Raw genomic sequence first — 17,813 nt, forward strand, 5'->3', positions numbered from 1 at the left:
TACTGATAGAAGAGGTGAAAGATATGAGTAAAGAGAGAAACGTTGTCTTATTTATTGCGACAAGTCTAGATGGGTACATTGCTACAGAAGAAGAAAGATTAGATTGGCTATTTGAGGTAGAGGGAGAAGGAGATAATGGGATTTCAGATTTTTATAACACCGTCGATACGGTCTTAATGGGAAGAAAGACATATGATTGGATCATGCATGCAGACAGTATAGATGAATACCCCTATAAGGATAAACATAGTTTCGTCTTCACACGATCTATAATCGAGGATAATGATCATACACACTTTATCAATCAAGATGTAGAAGCTTTCGTGCAAAATTTAAAAAAACAACAAGGAAAGAACATATGGCTATTAGGTGGCGGGCAGCTAGTGACCACTTGTATCGAAAAAGACTTGGTCGATGAAATTATCATCACTGTAGCACCAAAGATTATTGGGTCAGGTATTCCGCTTTTTATTAATGGAAATTATAAATTGAACCTCTCTTTAGAAGGCGTACAGACCTTTAATCAGTTCGTCGAATTGCATTATAAAGTGAAGAGAGGTTGATGATGGTTTAGAATATGAGTAGTTATTTGCTGATCTGTGCAGCTTTGCTTTCTGTAAAAGCATTGCTGCATAGGTTGATTTTAGTTTGTTCATTAAACGACCCCATAAAATTCGTTCAGATTTGTAGGATATGTATATAAAAGTAGAATTAATACAATTCTTGTTATACATTCTTCCCCGTAGTTGAACTGAATGTAATAAAAAGGTGTAACAAAATTTAGTTACACCTTTTAACATCTTTACAATTTCACCTTTATAAATTTGCGTTTCCCAACTTGTACAACTAATCCATCGGTAATAGTAACTTTGAATCCTGTATCTTCTATTTTTTCTCCATTTAATTTTATACCTTTATTATCAATCATTCGTCGAGCCTCACTTTTAGAACTTAACATTTGCAACTCAACTAAAAATTCAATTATTGGCATTTCCTTATTACCCTTCCATTCAATCACTGGCATCTCATCAGGTATTTGCCCCTGTTGAAAGACTGCGACGAAATGCTGCTCCGCTTCTTCAGCCGCTTCTTCCCCGTGATACATTCTTACAATTGTTTTTCCTAAGAACATTTTAGCATCTCTCGGATGTAGTGCACCTAATTCTAGGTCTCTTTTTATAGTTGCCATTTGTTCTGGTGAGAAGTCAGTAATAAGTTCAAAGTATTTATTCATTAATTCATCTGGAATCGACATCGATTTTCCGTACATTTCTTGAGGACTTTCATCAATACCAATGTAATTTTTCTTTGATTTAGACATCTTTTCTACACCATCAAGTCCTTCCAATAATGGCATTAGCATGGCTACTTGTTTTTCTTTACCAGACTTCTCTTGGAAATGTCTCCCCATTAGAATATTAAAATGCTGGTCTGTTCCGCCAAGTTCAATATCACATTCTAATACAACAGAATCGTATCCCTGCATTAATGGGTAGAAAAATTCGTGCAGTGAAATTGGCTTACCAAGTGCGGTTCTTTCTTCAAAATCGTCCCTTTCCATTAATCTTGCCACTGTTATTTTTCCTGCTAATTGAATCACATCTTCAAAGCTTAACTGTGATAGCCACTTTGAATTATAATGAAGTTCAATTTTATCCATATCCAACACTTTTCCAAACTGTTCAAAGTATGTTTTGGCATTGTGTTTTACTTCTTCATCAGTTAGTGGCTTTCTAGCAACGGACTTTCCTGTTGGGTCTCCGATCTTTCCAGTGAAATCCCCAATCAGTAATTGGATAACATGTCCATTCTCTTGAAACTGTCTCATTTTCTTTAAAACGACGGTATGACCAAGATGTACGTCTGGAGCTGAAGGGTCTAATCCTAATTTGATCTTAAGCGGTCGATTTTCCACTACCGATTTTGCGACTTTCATTTCTAATTCTTCCACTGGAATAATATCTTGCACACCTTGCGTGTAGATAGTCATCTGTCTCTTTACTTCTGTAACTTGTTCTGCTGTTAATTGTTTTATTACTTCATTCATTTTTCATTCCTCCTAAATATAATAAAAAAACCACATCCCTAATATGAAGGGACGTGGTTTTGCACGCGGTACCACCCTTGTTGAAGACTTAATCTCTTCCACTTAACGATTAACGGTTCGTCCGTCTTTGCTATCTATAACTCACAAAGAAAAGCTCAGGGAATGTAATTCGTGTTATCTTTGTGTCGATTCGCAGCAACCACAGACTCTCTGAAAACAGGGAGATAACGACTACTAGATTTCCCGTCCATGCTTATATAATATTTATTTAATAATTCAAAAATGATTTTCTTTTATTATTCTTCTTAATAAAGCAGAAATGTTCTTCTGCTCATTTACAGAGAGATTGGAAGCAATTTCAACTTCACCTTGATGGAACTTCGGATATAAATCTTCCATAATTCTTCTACCTTTATCGGTTATTGTGACATAAGTAATTCTCCTGTCCCTATTGTCTACTTTCCGATAACATAGTTCCTTTCGTTCCAAGGTTTTTGTAATATTACTTATCGTTGCCTTTGTTACTCCAGCTGACCCTGCTAACTTTTTGGTTTCTACTTGATTTCCTATCCATAAATCATAAAGCAATGAAAAGGATGTCCAAGATAAACCATACTCTGACAAAACCTCTCGCTCCATCTTGTTTTTTAATCCCTGTGCAATTCGATAGATATTTGTTACAACAGCGATTGCATCCAAATTCAATGATTCCATTGGTAATTTCGTTAACAGGTTAATTGTGTCCACTTCTTCAGGGAGTAGTTTCCCTTCTTCATTAAATGAATGAATAATGCTCCCTCCTTAAATTTTCATAATCGTTAGCTATGAAACGATTATAATAAAAAAAATATTGAAATGCAACAAAGCAATTGCTCCCGTCACTTAATTAAGCTTTTTCCATTTTTATATCCACACTCTAACAAGAAGTGCATTGGCCTTATTAAACCAACGCTCCCGTTAGTTCATTGACCTTGCAACTTGCAACATTTTATTTCTTGATAATGGTTTATAAATTTTTGCTGGAGATTACTGGTGTATCCAAAATAACAGCTGGTCTTATTTCAGGAGAACCAATCATCCCTATTCCACCTCTTAAACCCTTTGTTACCAATAACAGGCCATAAGAAAGCTGTATATGCAGCTTCCTGGACCTTAACGTAATAATTGATCAATCTAGTTTAACTCAATTTTATTAAGTGTCGTGGGTTGATAATATGCACTCTTTGAAGGTTGGAAGGTAAAAGCACTTAATGTTACAGAGATGGATAACATAATCACTGCCCCTGCAATAAGCGCAAATTGAATCGAAATCACCTGTGCAATGAGGCCCATCATCCCAGTTGTAATTATAATGAGTCCTGCTTCGACTAATCCATATAAACTACCTATTCTCCCCATCACATCAATAGGAATGTTATTTTGATAAAAAGTAAGGAAGCCTGTGTTTGCAAATGCAAGAAAGAAGGCAAGTATAAAAAATCCAGCTGCTGCCATTAGAAAAGAATTTGAAAAAGCATAAATGATATAGCCGATCGATACACATGTTGATCCTAATCCAATCAAAAATGAAGTGGTGATCTTCTTAATAAAAACGGTGTTTATAACTGCTCCAACCACTATACCTGCTCCTGCCATACTGACTAAAAAGCCATAGTCACTATCAGATAAATGAAGCACTTCTTTGGCAAAAGCAGCTTCCAAGGAATCGACAGCAGCAGTCATAACCATAACGGAACTAAACAAAAAGTAAATCAGGATGATATACACACTCTTCTTGCTAAAATGCATGACGACCTGAAAATCTTTCTTTAATAATGGTAGTGATAATTTCTCACCCTTATTACTAGGTTGTGAAGAGATATCTACATTCGGCATAAGGAATGTGATTAAACCTGATAAGAATAATGCAATCGCGTTCATTATAATGGCGAGTAGAGGCGTACCCATGATAAAAAGCACTCCCGCAAGAGCAGGTCCTAGAAGAAAAGCACCTGAATCAATTAAACTTCTAAGTGAATTAAACTTCTTTCTTTGTTCGTAAGGAATTAATTTTGTCATATACACCATCGATGCGGGGCCAAACATTGAAGTTGCCATATTAATAATAAAGACCATTATATACATGAACCAAATAGATAAATCTAGTAACCAAGGCAAAGAAAATATGCAGAGGGCTCTAAACATATCGAGAACGATCATCAGGTTTCGTGTATTCAATCGATCAATCATACTACCAGACCAAAAATTGGTGGCTAAAGTGGCTAATGGAATCAGTATATAAAGTGCCGCTACCGCAAGAGGAGAGCCCGTCATATCGAATACAATTAAGTTTAATGCAATTAAGTAGACCCAAGCACCTAAGTTTGATACACCTATTCCAAGCAATAAAATAGAGGGGTATTTCCACGATTCTAGTATGAGCTTTAGTTTCAACAAACTCACTCCTAAAAGTTATTATTAATGAACAATAAAAAAATCCCACCCCCAAGACGTGTAGTCTTGAGGACGAGATTTAACAATCGTGGTGCCACCCCAGTTTATTAATATGTCACCATATTAACCTTTTTAGGTACGGCCGTTATAGGCTTATACCCAAGCTCTTTAACGGGAGCTCCCGTTACATCATCTCCTAGATCAGGTTCCGATGTACTACTCAGAGGCTTGCTTCAATAAAAATAGTCTTACTCCTTTTCAGCATACGGAGCTCTCTGTGAAGATCATTTTTATTTACTCTTCTCATCATCGTATATGTAATTTATTTATTATTTTTAATATCATACCATCCATTTCCATATATTGTACATATAGATATCGTACTTCCTTGCTTTAAATATATACAATTACAATACGTTAAAAAAACATCAATAAGGATATAAATACAAATCCTACAACTATGAATAGACCCCCAACAAAAACATTAACGTTGTGTTTATCTAAAAAACCACTTCTATTAATAATTGCCATGATTATATAGACTAAAACGACCCAACTATGGGTTCAACATTGTCTTTAAATAAATATTCATATCCAATAAATAGATCACTAATACGTAAGGTAATCCCCAACACTATTCCAATAAAGAATTTCAAATGATAATTCTTTTTATCCCCCCTACTATTTCTCTATTACCTTAACTCTACTCAATAAAAAACTACACCAGTATCTATCTCCTATCCTCTTAAGATTAACTCCCACTGCTTTTAAACTGCATTTCTCCTAACAATTCATAAGCATCTAAATCACCGATTACAACATTATTTTCGTCAACAACGGGTAACTCTTCAAGACCATGTGAAACAAATATCTCTAATGCTTTCTCAAGACTATCTGTTGTTTTTACTGAAGTAGGGGGCCTCATAATATCTTTTGCAGTTGTATTAGCCGAAATATAGCATAACAATTTGCCTCTTGTCGGGATTTCCCCACTACTAATCCCACCTCGAACCGCCAAAACTTTTAATAGCTCTTTGAGCGTAATGATACCCAATAATTTATTACTTTCATCAACGACATAAATAGAACGATTTACAGGTTCTGCTTTGGTCATTTTCTTTCTAACCAAATTAATAGAGTCAGCCGTACTCACTGTGCTTGGAGCTAAAGTTATCTTTTGGTAAATTTCACCCACTCTAGGCATCCTGTTCACCTACTTTTTCATTTACCATTCGATTTAGAATATGGTTAATTCCAATCGTACGCTCCACCTCTAAAACAAAAGCTATTCCTTTACCTGGTTTATTTAATTCAGCATTTTCCAGAATAGATTCTAAAACATCATCAGTCTTTTCTCTATCAATTAACGTTAATACAAGTTCTTTTTCAGGTTCAATGGCTATGTTAAATAGTTTCGCTTGCTCATGAATGCCTGTTCCTCGTCCATATAGAATTGTTCCACCTTCCGCACCTGCCTGTTTGGAAGCCTCAACTACCTTTTCTGAATATCCTTTATTAACAATAGAAACAATTAAATCATATAAAATTTTATTCTCCATTGTGACCTCCTTGAAAACTATTTTGGTTTTGTAAGTTGAGTAGATGGACAATTCCAGCAATTCTTTTCACATCAACGATAAAGCCCATTCCGTTTCCTGGCTTATCTAATTTTCCAGCCTTTTCAACAGCTAAAAGGATATTATCTACTTTCTCTTTTGGAACTAATGTTAAGATCAGTTCCTTCTCTGGTTCTACACTGATTCCAAAGAACTTTTTCGTTTCATGAATCCCTGTTCCTTTGCCATATATAATCGTTCCACCTTCAGCCCCAGCTTCTTTAGAAGCCTTTACAACTTTAGAGGCGACATCTTTTTTTACAATCGTCACAAGCAACTTATGACTCAGATTCAAATGTTCGTTCATTTCCTTTCTCCTTTCTACCATAAAGTAATCCTAGAGTTAAAACTGATAAGATAGGAGATAGAGCAACTAATGCTATCATTCCAAATCCATCTAATAGAGGGTCTCGACCTTCTAGTACAGTAGCAATACCAACCGACATAGCTACAATAAATGTAACAGTCATCGGTCCTGTTGCTACTCCACCTGAATCAAATGCGATAGCTGTAAAGGTACGAGTAGAAAATTTAATCATGATTAACGCAAGTAGATACCCCGGAATAATAAAGTACCATAGTGGAATACCGACAATTATCCGTAACATCGATAAGGCAATTGATATTGCTACACCAATAGATAGCGTATAAAGCATAACCTTTCGTGGGATATACCCACCTGATACTTTTTCAACTTCATGATTTAAAATACGTACTGCAGGTTCGGCAAACGTTGCAACAAAACCTAATAAAAAACCAATAGGAATCAACACCCATAGATGTTCCTTTTGTCCTAATATTGTTCCCATCATCTCACCAGCAGGTAAGAATCCAATATGAACACCTTGGAGGAAAAAGGCAAGCCCCCAAAAGGTAAGAAACATTCCTCTAAAAATATCCATTAACTTTTTCATCGGTAATTTCAATATAAAAATTTGAAAGAATAAGAAGAAGATAAGTAGTGGTATTAAGGCAAAAGCCACTTCATATAAAACGTGCCCAAAGCCTTCAAATATGTTAATATTCATCCATATATCACCCCTAACACTAAGACCGCTAGAATAGGTCCTATCGAAGCCAAAGCTACTAATCCAAACCCATCAGTCGAAGCGGATTTCCCCCTTAAGACAGACGCAACACCGACCCCTAAAGCAAGGATAAAAGGTACAGTCATAGGACCTGTTGTAACACCACCAGCATCGAATGAAATTGGAATGAATTGAGCTGGTGTGAAAGCTGCTAACAAAAATACAAGTCCATAACCACCAACTAATAAATAAGTAATTGGAAAATTCAACAAAATCCTCAGCATGGCTAAACCAACAAAAATAGCCACTCCTAATGCCACCGTATAAATTAAGATGTTTCTCGAAATGATTCCATCAGATACTAAATCAACCTGGATCGCAAGTACACGAACATCTGGTTCTGCCACAGTAGCTACAAAGCCAAGTAGAAAACCAAAAAATACAACGAGCCAAGCTTTCCCCATCTTAGGTAAGGCGGAGCCTATCATTTCACCAACAGGTAGCAATCCGATATGCACTCCTAAAAGGAAAAGGATTAAACCTATTGAAACAAAAATAACTCCCATAATAAACTGCATAAACATCTCCATTGGCATTCCTATCATTGTAAATTGTAAAACAATGACCACCAGTGACAATGGAATAATAGCGTAGACAACTTCTTTTACGGTGTCTTTTATATTTTGCATTGTTTCCCCCTCAACCCAATATTTTTATATCTTCTTATCCATTCTTCATTCTAAAAATTCTTTACTTTCTTACTTTTATTTTATCATTTTTTACATAGATATATGGTAAAGTATGGTGATTCTTTATGTTGTTTTTATGAAAATACCTCGTATAAATATTCATACGTATTAGGAAATTGTCTATCTAGCTAACATCAAGCTTTCTCATTTATACCGAAACATAGAATTAAATAAAATCAAAACAAGCACACATCAGCTTATTTATGATGTGTGCTTTTTATTACATTAACCTGCCTTATTCGTATAAGAAGCGAAGGCTCATATTGAACACTCGCACCATTTTGTTTAATACGACAGCTAATGCTTATTATTTTCCTTATCTATCTCTCTGTTTCTTATAAATCTAAAAATAACCAGTCCAATTAATGAAATTGATAATAACGTTAAAAAGAATCCGAAGCCCCTTTCTTGATTACTATAATTTTGAGATGCATTTATTCCCATCAAGACGGAACTCATAATTAAAGCTAATCTCCCCTAAACATTTATATATCCTTCTAAATAAGAGACGGCTTCTCCAGACATTTTTACTGTTTCCCCTAAATCAGTACAGTATAGCTTTCCGCCTCTTTCTGATAATTGCAAGGCGACAAATTCATTTTTATTCAATCTATTCTTCCAATACGGAACTAACGTACAATGAGTAGAACCAGTAACAGGGTCTTCATCTATCCCTGCACTTGGTGCAAAAAATCTTGATACGAAGTCTACTTCATTTCCTTTAGCTGTCACGATTACACCAAATCCATCTAGTTTTTTTAGTTCGTCCATATTTAATTCAAGATCTAAAATATCTTGTTCTGTCTCAAATACCGCCATATAGTCTCTTGATCTATAAACCTCTTTAGGTACTTTACCTAAACCTTTAATAAGTGCCTCTGGAGTCTCGCATTTTTTTCCTTGTCTAGAAGGAAAACTCAATGTAAATAGACCGCTATCCTTGGATACTCCTAACAGGCCACTTTTTGTACGAAACGTGATATTTTTTAAATTCTCATCTAAATAAGTTCATATTACATATGCAGCCGCTAATGTTGCATGTCCACATAAGTCTACTTCCCCTTTTGGAGTGAACCACCTTAATTCATATTCATCATCTTCTTTTACAAAAAAGGCTGTTTCAGATAGATTATTTTCTGCAGCTATCTTTAGCATTAAATCATCATTTATCCATTCATTTAATGGACATACTGCTGCTGAATTTCCTCTGAATTGTTCATTGGTAAATGCATCAATCTGATAAATTGGTATCCTCATATCCGTAATCTCCTTATTAAATTACTTAGGTTAACACGATAATTTTGCCCTGCACACCCGTTAGCTGAAAAACATTCTACCTTATGCAACCGGTATTAAAATTTCCATTTCATATTCATCTGTTTCTTCTTTCCCGTACATATTAGCGTCTACTATTTCAATTTCGGGCATTCCTTCTTTTATTTGATATCCTGCCTTATCAAACATTTCCCATAATCGCCCATAAGTAGTTGAAATTCCTTTAACATGTCCAGTATGTTTGAACACAAGATATTTTTGAGTAGGAAAGGTATGTAAAGTCATTCCTTGTTCAACTTTGTGAAAATCAACAGACTCACTCTCCATTCCACAGGTATAGAAGTAATGGTCACTTCTTGGAGGAAGGCATACTCCTACTATTTTATTTGCTTTGTTTTCTCTGATAAATTTATACGATTTTGCCCATAGTTCTGGAATTGGATGAACAATATCGCCACTCCATTTTCCTGCCGCACTAAAACCTACTAACACAAATGCACTCTTTATCATTTCTTTAAATTCCATATTTAACGCCCCTTCTCTACTCCTTTATTTTCCTACAAAAACAAAAATATTTCCTATCTTCTTTTCTCTATTATTTTTATGGCCCTGATTAACCAATACAAAATAATCCAAGGAAGTACAAATTTTGTTAACCATTCAATTAAACTGAAGACGATAAAAAAATGGTATCCGAATGACTGCAATAACAAGAACAAAACAAATATAGATGAAACACCAATGATTGAATATTTTCCGAGTGCGTTTAAATCCAAGCGCATAATTATAAAAAAGGCAAACACAGTGATAAGTGCCACAATAAGTCCAATAACAAGATAACGCATGATGATTTCTCCCAATACTACTCCATTATCCATCAAATCTATATCTCCTTTATGCGAAGTTCCTCAACGAAATGATACCAAGTGAAAACTATTAAATAGTAACTTTCCATTCGCGGTTGCCTAGTCGGTCTTTTAGAGCAACCTCTTTATCGCTAAACCATACAATCTCTCCAAAATGATATCCAAAGATAAATTCACTCGGAACCTCCTTGAAAAGTTCTTGACGCATTATTTCGTTCTTCTTTTTATCTTCAATAATCATTGTGGCAATAAAGGAATCGATATCATGCTGCCATCCTATTTTAGCTCTTAACTTTTTTGAAGGATTTAATTTACTCTTTTTCCAGATGCCTTCGTTGATATAATTTAATTCTCTGACCTTATGAATGGTGTGAACGAACCATTCACGCTCTAAGTTAAACTGTTCAATAAAGGGCTCCAACCCCATTTCGAGGTACTCTAATGAAAGTTTCTTTTTAGTCTTGTTGTCTGAATGTATATATTTATCCAAGTCTAAAACAAGATCAATTTCACCAAACCCATCAATACTTATTGGGTTACTTAAGCGTGATACGGATGTTTCTGCACACTCTTGACTATGAAACATGATATTGATTTTTTTGAAATGGTCATTCTTGTAGCGCGGTAAATGATGTTCAAATAAACCAATCACGCAACGTGTTTCCTGATTAAATTGTTTAAAATGACCATTTCTATCAAAATAGTACAAATCAAAAGCATTTAATATCGGCACTGTATTCCCCCATTTATAACTACTTAGTAAAATGCTTGGATTTAAAAATATACGACCAATCCATATTCATCAATTTGATACCCTTCCACTTACCTGTTTCGTTCGTATTATAAGGCCATGCCCTGTTCAAGCATCGCACTCCGTTAATTTAAGTACATCTTTTCTTTTCACAAACTACTTCCAAATTACGTCTAATTTATCCGAATAGAATTCAATTGCTTTTTTATAACTGGAAACCTCAGGGTCTTTGCTCGTAGCTATTAAGCACTTTAGCAATAGCTCCATGGCTTTACTATGTTCATTCAAATTATATAAGGTCATTGAATAGAACGTTTGCATGGCTCTATTATCAGGGAATAGTTCAATCCCTTTTAGAAACGTACTTTTAGACTTTTCATATTCTCCCAATGTTCTATATGTACTACCTAATCCCAATAAGGCTCCTTCCAAATCCGTTGGGGACAACCCAAATTTAATAGCATTTTCATAAAAAGGTACTGCTTTAGCTTCTTCTCCTAATATGTCAAAACTCCAAGCACATTGGTAGTTAATCAAAGCATCATCATAAAATTCCTCTACTAATCTCATTAGTAATTCGTTTGATTCTTTGTGATCTCCCCTTTTCCGTAAGTCAATAGCTTTCTCTAACTCTTTGTTCATCATTTCATCTCCAATACTCTAACTGTTTCTTTTCCTAAACTCCCCCGTTAGCACAAGAAATACGCTGCCTTTTTTATCAACACCCACGTCGCTTGAATAACTAAACGTAATTTTTAACAAATTGTTCTTCTGAGATTACTTGTAATCCATTTCTTTTAAGTAACGCAGAAGTAACTCCATTCCCACTAATCTTCTCACCACTAAATTTGCCATTGTAAATAAGCGAACTACCGCAGGATGGACTATTCTCTTTGAGAACAATTAGGGTTGCATTAATTTTTAGAGCTTTTTCTAATGTAGTATAAGCTCCTTTTATGTAAAGTTCGGTTACATCTTGATCATTGTTATCCAGTACTTTAGCCTTTCCATTCAGTACATCTTCTCCGTCTCCACCTACTATTTCTGCAGGTTCCCTCGGAGTTGAAAATCCGCCAAGCAATTCGGGACAGACTGTAATGGCTTTGTTCTCTTCAACCAATTTATTTATCTTCTTATCTAAACTATGTGTACCGTTGTACCGTACTTCTAATCCAGCTAAACAAGAACTGACTACTATCATAAACTACACCTCTCAATATAATTACATATAATATTAATATTATTGTTCCATTAAATGCACCTTTACTTCAATAAGCAAAAGACCAATCCCTGTTCATTTAAGGATTGCACGAATAAGAACTATGAAACACAATCGCTTACTCTGATTTTCCAAATCATGTGATCATACCCCTTACCCCAATAGTCCTTTAACCAGTAATCAGGTTCTCCAAATTTCTTTTTCCATATTTTTTGTGCATTAATATACCCACTATCTAAACAAAATTCATCTATCCCTTTTTGCTGTATAGTAAAATACATTTTATTTAATAGTAAATTTCCTACGCCTCTCCTTTGGTAGTCCGGCAGAACAAAAATTGTCCCAACCTCCAATAGCTCTTTGAATTTATTGTTTGTACAAGCAGAAATTAGATCGCTTACTGGCCCTAATTCAATTGAACCAATAATTTTATCAACATCTAAAGCTATCAAAAAATAGCGTTTTTTACCTTTGCTTTCAAAATCACTTTCTAAGTATTTTTCTTTAACTTTAATTTCATCCTTAATATCATCCGACTTTTCCCCAATACCTTCCATAGTAAATGTATCTAAAATTACAATATTAAAAAATTCTTTTAACTGTTCAATGTCCTCAATTCTTGGTCTTCTTACTTCTATATTAATTATCCAAAACACCTCCAAATTCCTATAATAACGATTTAATATTTTACTAATCTTTTTAAAAGGAACCTGCTCCAATAGTTGACTAAGCGACTGCATCTTTCCCTACCGCACCCGTTACGTGAACGAGAAGAATGAAATTCCCACTCACTAATTACTAAGACGTTTATAGACTTAATGTTAATTCCTTTACCTTTCTAATTTCATCATTGCTCCAAAGTATTGTGAAGCCGTAGTGAAAGAAATAAATGCACACAGTTCACTAATTTCTTCCTCAGTCATGTATTCCTGCAAAATCTCAAAAGATGGGTCTGATATTTCTCCCTTTTGTTTTAAGAAGACCTCCGCAAACGCAACTGCAATAGAGGTCTTTTCGCCGAATTTATCAAGTTCAGGTTTACCTTTCGCTTTACAATACTCACAACCATTACTTTGAGCTAACGATCTTCTAACTTGCTCTTTCAACTCCGGAGAGAGTAAACCTTCTCTTTCTAATACAGTTCCTAAATAGGACCACCCTTTCATTACTTCTACATTGTGTCCTAAAAGTCTTTGAAAGGGTGTATCTCCAAAATTAGATTCCTTAATTCTTGCCATTTCATATCCCCCTTTTGTATATTTAATTATAGATAACAAAATATACAAATCACATAATGAAAATAACGAAAAATTTATTAAGACATTAAATAATTAATGAATAAAAGGGGAAATCATTTAAAAATGAAAATTGATGATATTGATAGAATGATATTAGATGAATTACATATTAATAGTCGACTATCCATGAGTGAGATTGGGAGGAGGGTTAATTTATCTTCTCCTTCTGTAACAGAACGAGTAAGGCAAATGGAGTCATTTGGCATTATCAAGAAATACACATTGGAAATTGATTATGAGAAGCTAGGTCTGCCTATTCAATGTATAATAGAGGCTACCGTTAAAAACGGGGATTACAAGGCATTTAAAAATTTTATTCAAAAGTTCTCAAACGTGCAATTTTGTTATCGTGTAGCAGGTAATGCATGTTATATGCTGAAAATGCACTTTGATACCTTTTCAAAAGCGGAGCAATTTATAGAAGAAGTAAACCCCTACGCACAAACGGTCACACATTTTATTTTCTCACAAGTACCAATAGAGCCACAAATTAACGGAGCAAGCTTCTCATGAAAATATAGGGAGATTGTTACACTAAACTGCTCATTTATTTGTTCCTCCAATTAGGATAAGACTTCCACCATTCTTCTGCTTCACTTAAAGAACCTCTTATCAGTATTGACATTTCATCAGTGTTATCTTTATTAAATTCAAACATTTCTATTATGTCTTTTCCTATTCGATGCCTATGCCAAGCCGAACCGCCTCCGATGTATGAGACTTTCATTTTAATTAGGTGTACAGGTATAGATGCTTTTAGTGGCCTTACAACTTCTAATCCAGAAGTTGCTTTAATTCAAAAAGCTATAATTAAACAATCTAAGAGAGTTATATTTTTAGGGTATCACTATAGAGTTGGCATCAGATCCTTCTTTAAAGTTGGCTCCTTAGATAAAGTACATACGATTATCTTTGATTCTAATGTTCCTGAAGCTGAAAAAGATAACTATAAAGAAAATCATAAGCATATAGAGATAATACAAACCTAGAGAAAAATCGTAAAAGGAGAATACCCATGAAATTAGAAAATAAGATCTTTATAAGAGAATTTGATCAAGAGTCTGATGATATTAATGAATTAACAAACCTTCTAAACATTGCTTATAAGCAATTAGCTGATTTGGGGTTTCAATATGTTGCTTCTTATCAAGGTCCAGAAACGACAAGGGAAAGAATTTTAGGGGCTAAATGTTTTGTCTGTTATAAAAGTAACAGATTAGTGGGAACCATCACATTATATAAACCGGGTATAAAAAAAGGTTGTGCTTGGTATGAAGAAAAACCTGTAGGGGTTGTTGGACAATTTGGCGTGTTACCAGCATATCAAGGAGAAGGGATCGGAACCATCTTATTAGATCATATAGAAAACCAAGCTAGAAAAATGGATATAAAAGAGATTTCCCTAGATACGGCTGAGGGCGCTACTCACCTTGTAAATTTCTACTGTAAAAGTGGTTTTACATTGGTAGCATATACAGATTGGGAGATGACTAATTATCGAAGTGCAGTCTTTTCAAAAAAGATACACTAAGATAGCTTTAGTACTTCTCTAATAATTAATGCTACATAGTAATAGTCTACTACGTATTAAGAAATGACGTTTTCCTTTTCCCCCCAAACTGCTCCGTTAGTAGAAAAGCGACTGCTCCTTGTTCAGCAATCGCACCCGTTCATACAATAAGAAAGCTCCCAAATTAGGCAGCTTTTGAATAACAGAATAGAGCAATTCGACTTCCTTTATATTACTTTTTTTCCATTACAGCGAAGTAGTTCTCTTCATTATCTGCAAAATTAAATACTCTACCAGATGGTATATTTACAATTTCTCCGACAGTGATTTTTTTATTTGTCAAGTCACAGTGTAATTGTTCGAGACTTTCAGAAAAAAACATTAAAGATGGTGTATCAAGATTTAACCCAGGAGACATTTTAGCAACGAACTCCTTATTGTGGAGAATGATGGTTGTTTCTGCTCCCTTTTTTGGAGCAATTTCAATCCATCTCATTCCTTGACCGTTATTTTCATCAGAAATCACAGTAAATCCTAATTTCTCTGTCCAAAATTTCACTGCTTCATCTTGGTTATTTACATACAACATAATTTGACCAATTTTACTAAACATAAGTCTTTCCACTCCCTTATAAATAATAAATTAATATTGTTATCTGGAGAGAATATCCTTGTTAAACTAACGCACCCATTAGCACAATAATGAATTACTAACTTTGTTTATGCTTTTTTAAGTGAATTCTTAACCAATATTGTACCAATTACTATTTGAACAATACTCAAAATATATGGAAACCATCCCATTATTCCATTAAGCACAGTAGCAAATTTTCCAGGAGGATTACCCCAACCTGTCATATTAGGAATGTACATTGCAATCGCTAAGTGCATAATACCCAACAAAATTGTACCCGACAAAATTAAGAAAGAACCTATTAGGTAAGACTTGTTTTGGTTCATATTTCCTCTCCCCTTTTTCTTGTAAATAAGAATTCTTCTTCAACTCTTCTGCTCCTTTAGTTTAACATTAATTTCCTTTTAATTAACAAAGAAAAAACATCCCTTGTTGAAGGAATGCACCCGTTAGCTTAATAAGATAACTAGTTATCCTTTTTAAAAGTCACTTATATCTAAAATCACTCTTTTCAATACATCAATTGATTCTAGTGGTTCCTCGTTAAGCTCTAGACTATGATTTCCACCTTCTACTACCTTTATTTCAAGTCTATAATTGTTTTTTAACTTTTCCATTCGTTCTTCGATAAAGTAGCTATCTTTATCTCCAATAATGCAAAGTCCCTTATTATTACTTTTAAGCATAGCCTTGAAAACATCATCTCTTTGTAATAATGGAGTCAACCATACTATTTTTGCATCCTTAAACATCAGATTACTTAGTAAATAACTTAATGCAATTGTTCCAATTGATTTTGCCACTAAATAACAATTATCATATTCCTTGTTTTTTGTTGCCTTATCAATTGCAAGCTGAACATTACTAGTAAAATCCTTTTCACTTAGAGCTGACAATTCTTGGCTATTATATTTATAGTTAACGTGTAATATATCGAATCCTTTATTGTAAAATAAGCCTGTTGTATAGTGTAATAATGGTGCCTGTGTCGTGTAGCCAGCTCCAGGTAAGACAATAGCTAGATTATTCGTTTTTTCTTTTTGCTCTATCATTCTAAATGGGATTCTTTTATAGTCATCTTTATTATTTTTCGCCAAACTTCTCACTCCTTTAGTGTGCATGTTAGTATCTCTTATCTCTTCTTTACTTCAATAAGAAAAAGACAATCTCTGCTTATTCAAGGATTGCACCCGTTAGTTAAGTAACTAATGAATTATTTCTTTTGCCTGAGGAGAAGGCATTCTCTAATATCATTGGTTTATTATCAAACAAAAGCTATCACTGTCAAAGAAACTAAAATAAAATTCTTTTTCACACAATCCCTCATTTCAATTCAATTCTTCAATTTTAATTAGGTGATTTAATAGAATAAATTGCTTGTTCAGCATCAAATCTATTTATTGTTTGCTCTAATTCCATTCCTAATCTTTCTAAGAGCCTACAAGAGGAAGTATTGGCAGTTTGTGTCTCTGCAATTACTTTAGAAAGTTTTAGTTCATTTAAACCATATCTAATCAATAACTGAACTACTTCTGTTGCATAACCTTTTCCCCACCAATTCGGTAAGAATTGATATGAAATCTCATAGTAAATGCCATCGTGGTGCGGGTCAATAGAAACTAACCCAATGAAACTATCTGTATGCTTTTCTCGAACAACCCAATAATAAGAGTTAGGACTCGAATTTAACATCTCGTCTAATACAACTTCTATTGAATTTTCCTGACGAGTGCCACCAAGAAATTTTCTTACCTCCTCATTTACATATAACTTTTTCACATCAATATAATCGGATTTTTGAAAGGTTCTAACAAAACATCTTTCCGTTTCAAACAATTTATTCATCTCCTAAAATTGAATTTAACCTCTAAATCATTATTTCCCTATCCTGCTCCGTTAGTAAAGGAAGCACTGCTCTTATTGAGCAGTCGCTACCCGTTTGTTCAAGTTCAATCTCACACAAATGATAACTTTAATTTTTATCAATCAATCCGTCACCACGCATTTGTCCTCCATCTGGTAACGATATCCAATCTAAACTGTAAATGTTATTGTTTGACTCATCTTGATGTTTTGCCGAAAAAGAAATAACGTACTCTTGGTTTTCTTCGATGAGATTATATACATTGGCATCCTTAATAAAGACCTTAAATGGTTCCTTTCCTTCGCTATCTTCATAAGCATTATAGCCAATAATCCACATTTGCTGATATTCGCCTGGTTTAACGTGGTGTTCTTTTTCCTCTATATACATCCCGCCAAAACTTTGTTGAGAATACACCTTCTCACTCTTATCTTCTATAAAATTATTTAAAGTTATTATTGCCATGGAGATTAGGACAATTACCAGGATTACTATCATTTTCTTATCCCTCATCATACACCCC

24 protein-coding genes, 1 pseudogene and 2 other annotated features are annotated in these 17,813 nt (G+C 34.3%); of the genes and pseudogenes, 4 read left to right on the forward strand and 21 right to left on the reverse strand.

Features of this window, described 5'->3' with window-relative positions:
• Window positions 1-23: 23 nt before the first annotated feature.
• Window positions 24-563, forward strand: coding sequence for a dihydrofolate reductase family protein (locus AB3N04_RS05605; protein WP_368505123.1), 540 nt, complete (start codon window positions 24-26; stop codon window positions 561-563).
• A gap of 239 nt (window positions 564-802) precedes the next feature.
• Here the strand turns inward: AB3N04_RS05605 and tyrS are convergent, their stop codons facing one another.
• The 16 genes and pseudogenes from tyrS to AB3N04_RS05685 all read right to left on the reverse strand — a co-directional run bounded on the left by tyrS (window position 803) and on the right by AB3N04_RS05685 (window position 13,222).
• On the reverse strand, window positions 803-2,047 hold the full coding sequence (tyrS, locus tag AB3N04_RS05610; protein WP_368505124.1) for a tyrosine--tRNA ligase: 1,245 nt from the start codon (window positions 2,045-2,047) through the stop codon (window positions 803-805).
• Window positions 2,048-2,091: 44 nt separating this feature from the next.
• Window positions 2,092-2,306: a binding site (T-box leader), on the reverse strand.
• A 17-nt stretch (window positions 2,307-2,323) separates the two neighbouring features.
• Window positions 2,324-2,761: a MarR family winged helix-turn-helix transcriptional regulator gene (locus tag AB3N04_RS05615; RefSeq protein ID WP_368505125.1), complete on the reverse strand. Its 438-nt coding sequence runs from the start codon at window positions 2,759-2,761 to the stop codon at window positions 2,324-2,326.
• A 459-nt stretch (window positions 2,762-3,220) separates the two neighbouring features.
• On the reverse strand, window positions 3,221-4,483 hold the full coding sequence (locus AB3N04_RS05620; RefSeq protein WP_368505126.1) for an MFS transporter: 1,263 nt from the start codon (window positions 4,481-4,483) through the stop codon (window positions 3,221-3,223).
• Between the two features lie 62 nt (window positions 4,484-4,545).
• Window positions 4,546-4,799 (reverse strand) — a binding site (T-box leader).
• A gap of 432 nt (window positions 4,800-5,231) precedes the next feature.
• Complete coding sequence (locus AB3N04_RS05625; protein WP_368505127.1) at window positions 5,232-5,675, reverse strand: CBS domain-containing protein; 444 nt, start codon at window positions 5,673-5,675, stop codon at window positions 5,232-5,234.
• Between the two features lies 1 nt (window position 5,676).
• Window positions 5,677-6,039: a P-II family nitrogen regulator gene (locus AB3N04_RS05630; protein WP_368505128.1), complete on the reverse strand. Its 363-nt coding sequence runs from the start codon at window positions 6,037-6,039 to the stop codon at window positions 5,677-5,679.
• Window positions 6,029-6,403 (reverse strand): P-II family nitrogen regulator, encoded by a 375-nt coding sequence (locus AB3N04_RS05635; protein WP_368505129.1) that lies wholly within the window; start codon window positions 6,401-6,403, stop codon window positions 6,029-6,031. Before AB3N04_RS05635 ends, AB3N04_RS05630 begins: the two co-directional genes overlap by 11 nt.
• Window positions 6,375-7,124 carry a DUF1538 domain-containing protein gene (locus AB3N04_RS05640; RefSeq protein ID WP_368505130.1) on the reverse strand — a complete coding sequence of 250 codons (750 nt, stop codon included), beginning with the start codon at window positions 7,122-7,124 and terminating at the stop codon, window positions 6,375-6,377. Before AB3N04_RS05640 ends, AB3N04_RS05635 begins: the two co-directional genes overlap by 29 nt.
• Window positions 7,121-7,813 (reverse strand): DUF1538 domain-containing protein, encoded by a 693-nt coding sequence (locus tag AB3N04_RS05645; RefSeq protein WP_368505131.1) that lies wholly within the window; start codon window positions 7,811-7,813, stop codon window positions 7,121-7,123. Before AB3N04_RS05645 ends, AB3N04_RS05640 begins: the two co-directional genes overlap by 4 nt.
• A gap of 537 nt (window positions 7,814-8,350) precedes the next feature.
• Window positions 8,351-9,130: pseudogene (locus AB3N04_RS05650) on the reverse strand (PhzF family phenazine biosynthesis protein).
• Between the two features lie 81 nt (window positions 9,131-9,211).
• Window positions 9,212-9,673, reverse strand: coding sequence for a GyrI-like domain-containing protein (locus AB3N04_RS05655; RefSeq protein WP_368505132.1), 462 nt, complete (start codon window positions 9,671-9,673; stop codon window positions 9,212-9,214).
• 53 nt (window positions 9,674-9,726) lie between these two features.
• On the reverse strand, window positions 9,727-10,026 hold the full coding sequence (locus AB3N04_RS05660) for a hypothetical protein (protein ID WP_368505133.1): 300 nt from the start codon (window positions 10,024-10,026) through the stop codon (window positions 9,727-9,729).
• Window positions 10,027-10,084: 58 nt separating this feature from the next.
• Window positions 10,085-10,747, reverse strand: a complete 663-nt coding sequence (locus tag AB3N04_RS05665) for a hypothetical protein (RefSeq protein ID WP_368505134.1) — start codon at window positions 10,745-10,747, stop codon at window positions 10,085-10,087.
• A 174-nt stretch (window positions 10,748-10,921) separates the two neighbouring features.
• Window positions 10,922-11,407 (reverse strand): tetratricopeptide repeat protein, encoded by a 486-nt coding sequence (locus AB3N04_RS05670; protein WP_368505135.1) that lies wholly within the window; start codon window positions 11,405-11,407, stop codon window positions 10,922-10,924.
• Between the two features lie 100 nt (window positions 11,408-11,507).
• Window positions 11,508-11,966, reverse strand: a complete 459-nt coding sequence (locus tag AB3N04_RS05675; protein WP_368505136.1) for a DUF523 domain-containing protein — start codon at window positions 11,964-11,966, stop codon at window positions 11,508-11,510.
• A gap of 119 nt (window positions 11,967-12,085) precedes the next feature.
• On the reverse strand, window positions 12,086-12,631 hold the full coding sequence (locus tag AB3N04_RS05680) for a GNAT family N-acetyltransferase (protein WP_368505997.1): 546 nt from the start codon (window positions 12,629-12,631) through the stop codon (window positions 12,086-12,088).
• Window positions 12,632-12,814: 183 nt separating this feature from the next.
• Complete coding sequence (locus AB3N04_RS05685; RefSeq protein WP_368505137.1) at window positions 12,815-13,222, reverse strand: carboxymuconolactone decarboxylase family protein; 408 nt, start codon at window positions 13,220-13,222, stop codon at window positions 12,815-12,817.
• 123 nt (window positions 13,223-13,345) lie between these two features.
• Here AB3N04_RS05685 and AB3N04_RS05690 point away from each other — a divergent pair, with 123 nt between their 5' ends.
• The 3 genes from AB3N04_RS05690 to AB3N04_RS05700 all read left to right on the forward strand — a co-directional run bounded on the left by AB3N04_RS05690 (window position 13,346) and on the right by AB3N04_RS05700 (window position 14,813).
• Entirely contained in the window at window positions 13,346-13,795 is a 450-nt protein-coding gene (locus AB3N04_RS05690; RefSeq protein WP_368505138.1) for an Lrp/AsnC family transcriptional regulator, read from the forward strand.
• 197 nt (window positions 13,796-13,992) lie between these two features.
• Entirely contained in the window at window positions 13,993-14,271 is a 279-nt protein-coding gene (locus AB3N04_RS05695) for a hypothetical protein (RefSeq protein ID WP_368505998.1), read from the forward strand.
• A 26-nt stretch (window positions 14,272-14,297) separates the two neighbouring features.
• Complete coding sequence (locus tag AB3N04_RS05700) at window positions 14,298-14,813, forward strand: GNAT family N-acetyltransferase (protein ID WP_368505139.1); 516 nt, start codon at window positions 14,298-14,300, stop codon at window positions 14,811-14,813.
• A gap of 211 nt (window positions 14,814-15,024) precedes the next feature.
• On the opposite strand, the gene AB3N04_RS05705 is transcribed toward AB3N04_RS05700, so the two are convergent.
• The 5 genes from AB3N04_RS05705 to AB3N04_RS05725 form a co-directional block, all read right to left on the reverse strand.
• Window positions 15,025-15,405 (reverse strand): VOC family protein, encoded by a 381-nt coding sequence (locus AB3N04_RS05705; RefSeq protein ID WP_368505140.1) that lies wholly within the window; start codon window positions 15,403-15,405, stop codon window positions 15,025-15,027.
• 107 nt (window positions 15,406-15,512) lie between these two features.
• The gene (locus tag AB3N04_RS05710) at window positions 15,513-15,752 is read right to left on the reverse strand and encodes a hypothetical protein (RefSeq protein ID WP_368505141.1); all 240 of its coding nucleotides are present in this window, start codon (window positions 15,750-15,752) and stop codon (window positions 15,513-15,515) included.
• Between the two features lie 153 nt (window positions 15,753-15,905).
• Entirely contained in the window at window positions 15,906-16,523 is a 618-nt protein-coding gene (locus AB3N04_RS05715) for an alpha/beta hydrolase (RefSeq protein ID WP_368505142.1), read from the reverse strand.
• Between the two features lie 250 nt (window positions 16,524-16,773).
• On the reverse strand, window positions 16,774-17,262 hold the full coding sequence (locus AB3N04_RS05720; RefSeq protein ID WP_368505143.1) for a GNAT family N-acetyltransferase: 489 nt from the start codon (window positions 17,260-17,262) through the stop codon (window positions 16,774-16,776).
• A gap of 136 nt (window positions 17,263-17,398) precedes the next feature.
• Complete coding sequence (locus AB3N04_RS05725; RefSeq protein ID WP_368505144.1) at window positions 17,399-17,803, reverse strand: hypothetical protein; 405 nt, start codon at window positions 17,801-17,803, stop codon at window positions 17,399-17,401.
• Window positions 17,804-17,813: the final 10 nt, after the last annotated feature.

It is taken from the genome of Alkalihalophilus sp. As8PL (assembly GCF_040939795.1).
GTDB classification, from domain to species: Bacteria; Bacillota; Bacilli; order Bacillales; family Bacillaceae_D; genus Alkalihalophilus; species Alkalihalophilus lindianensis.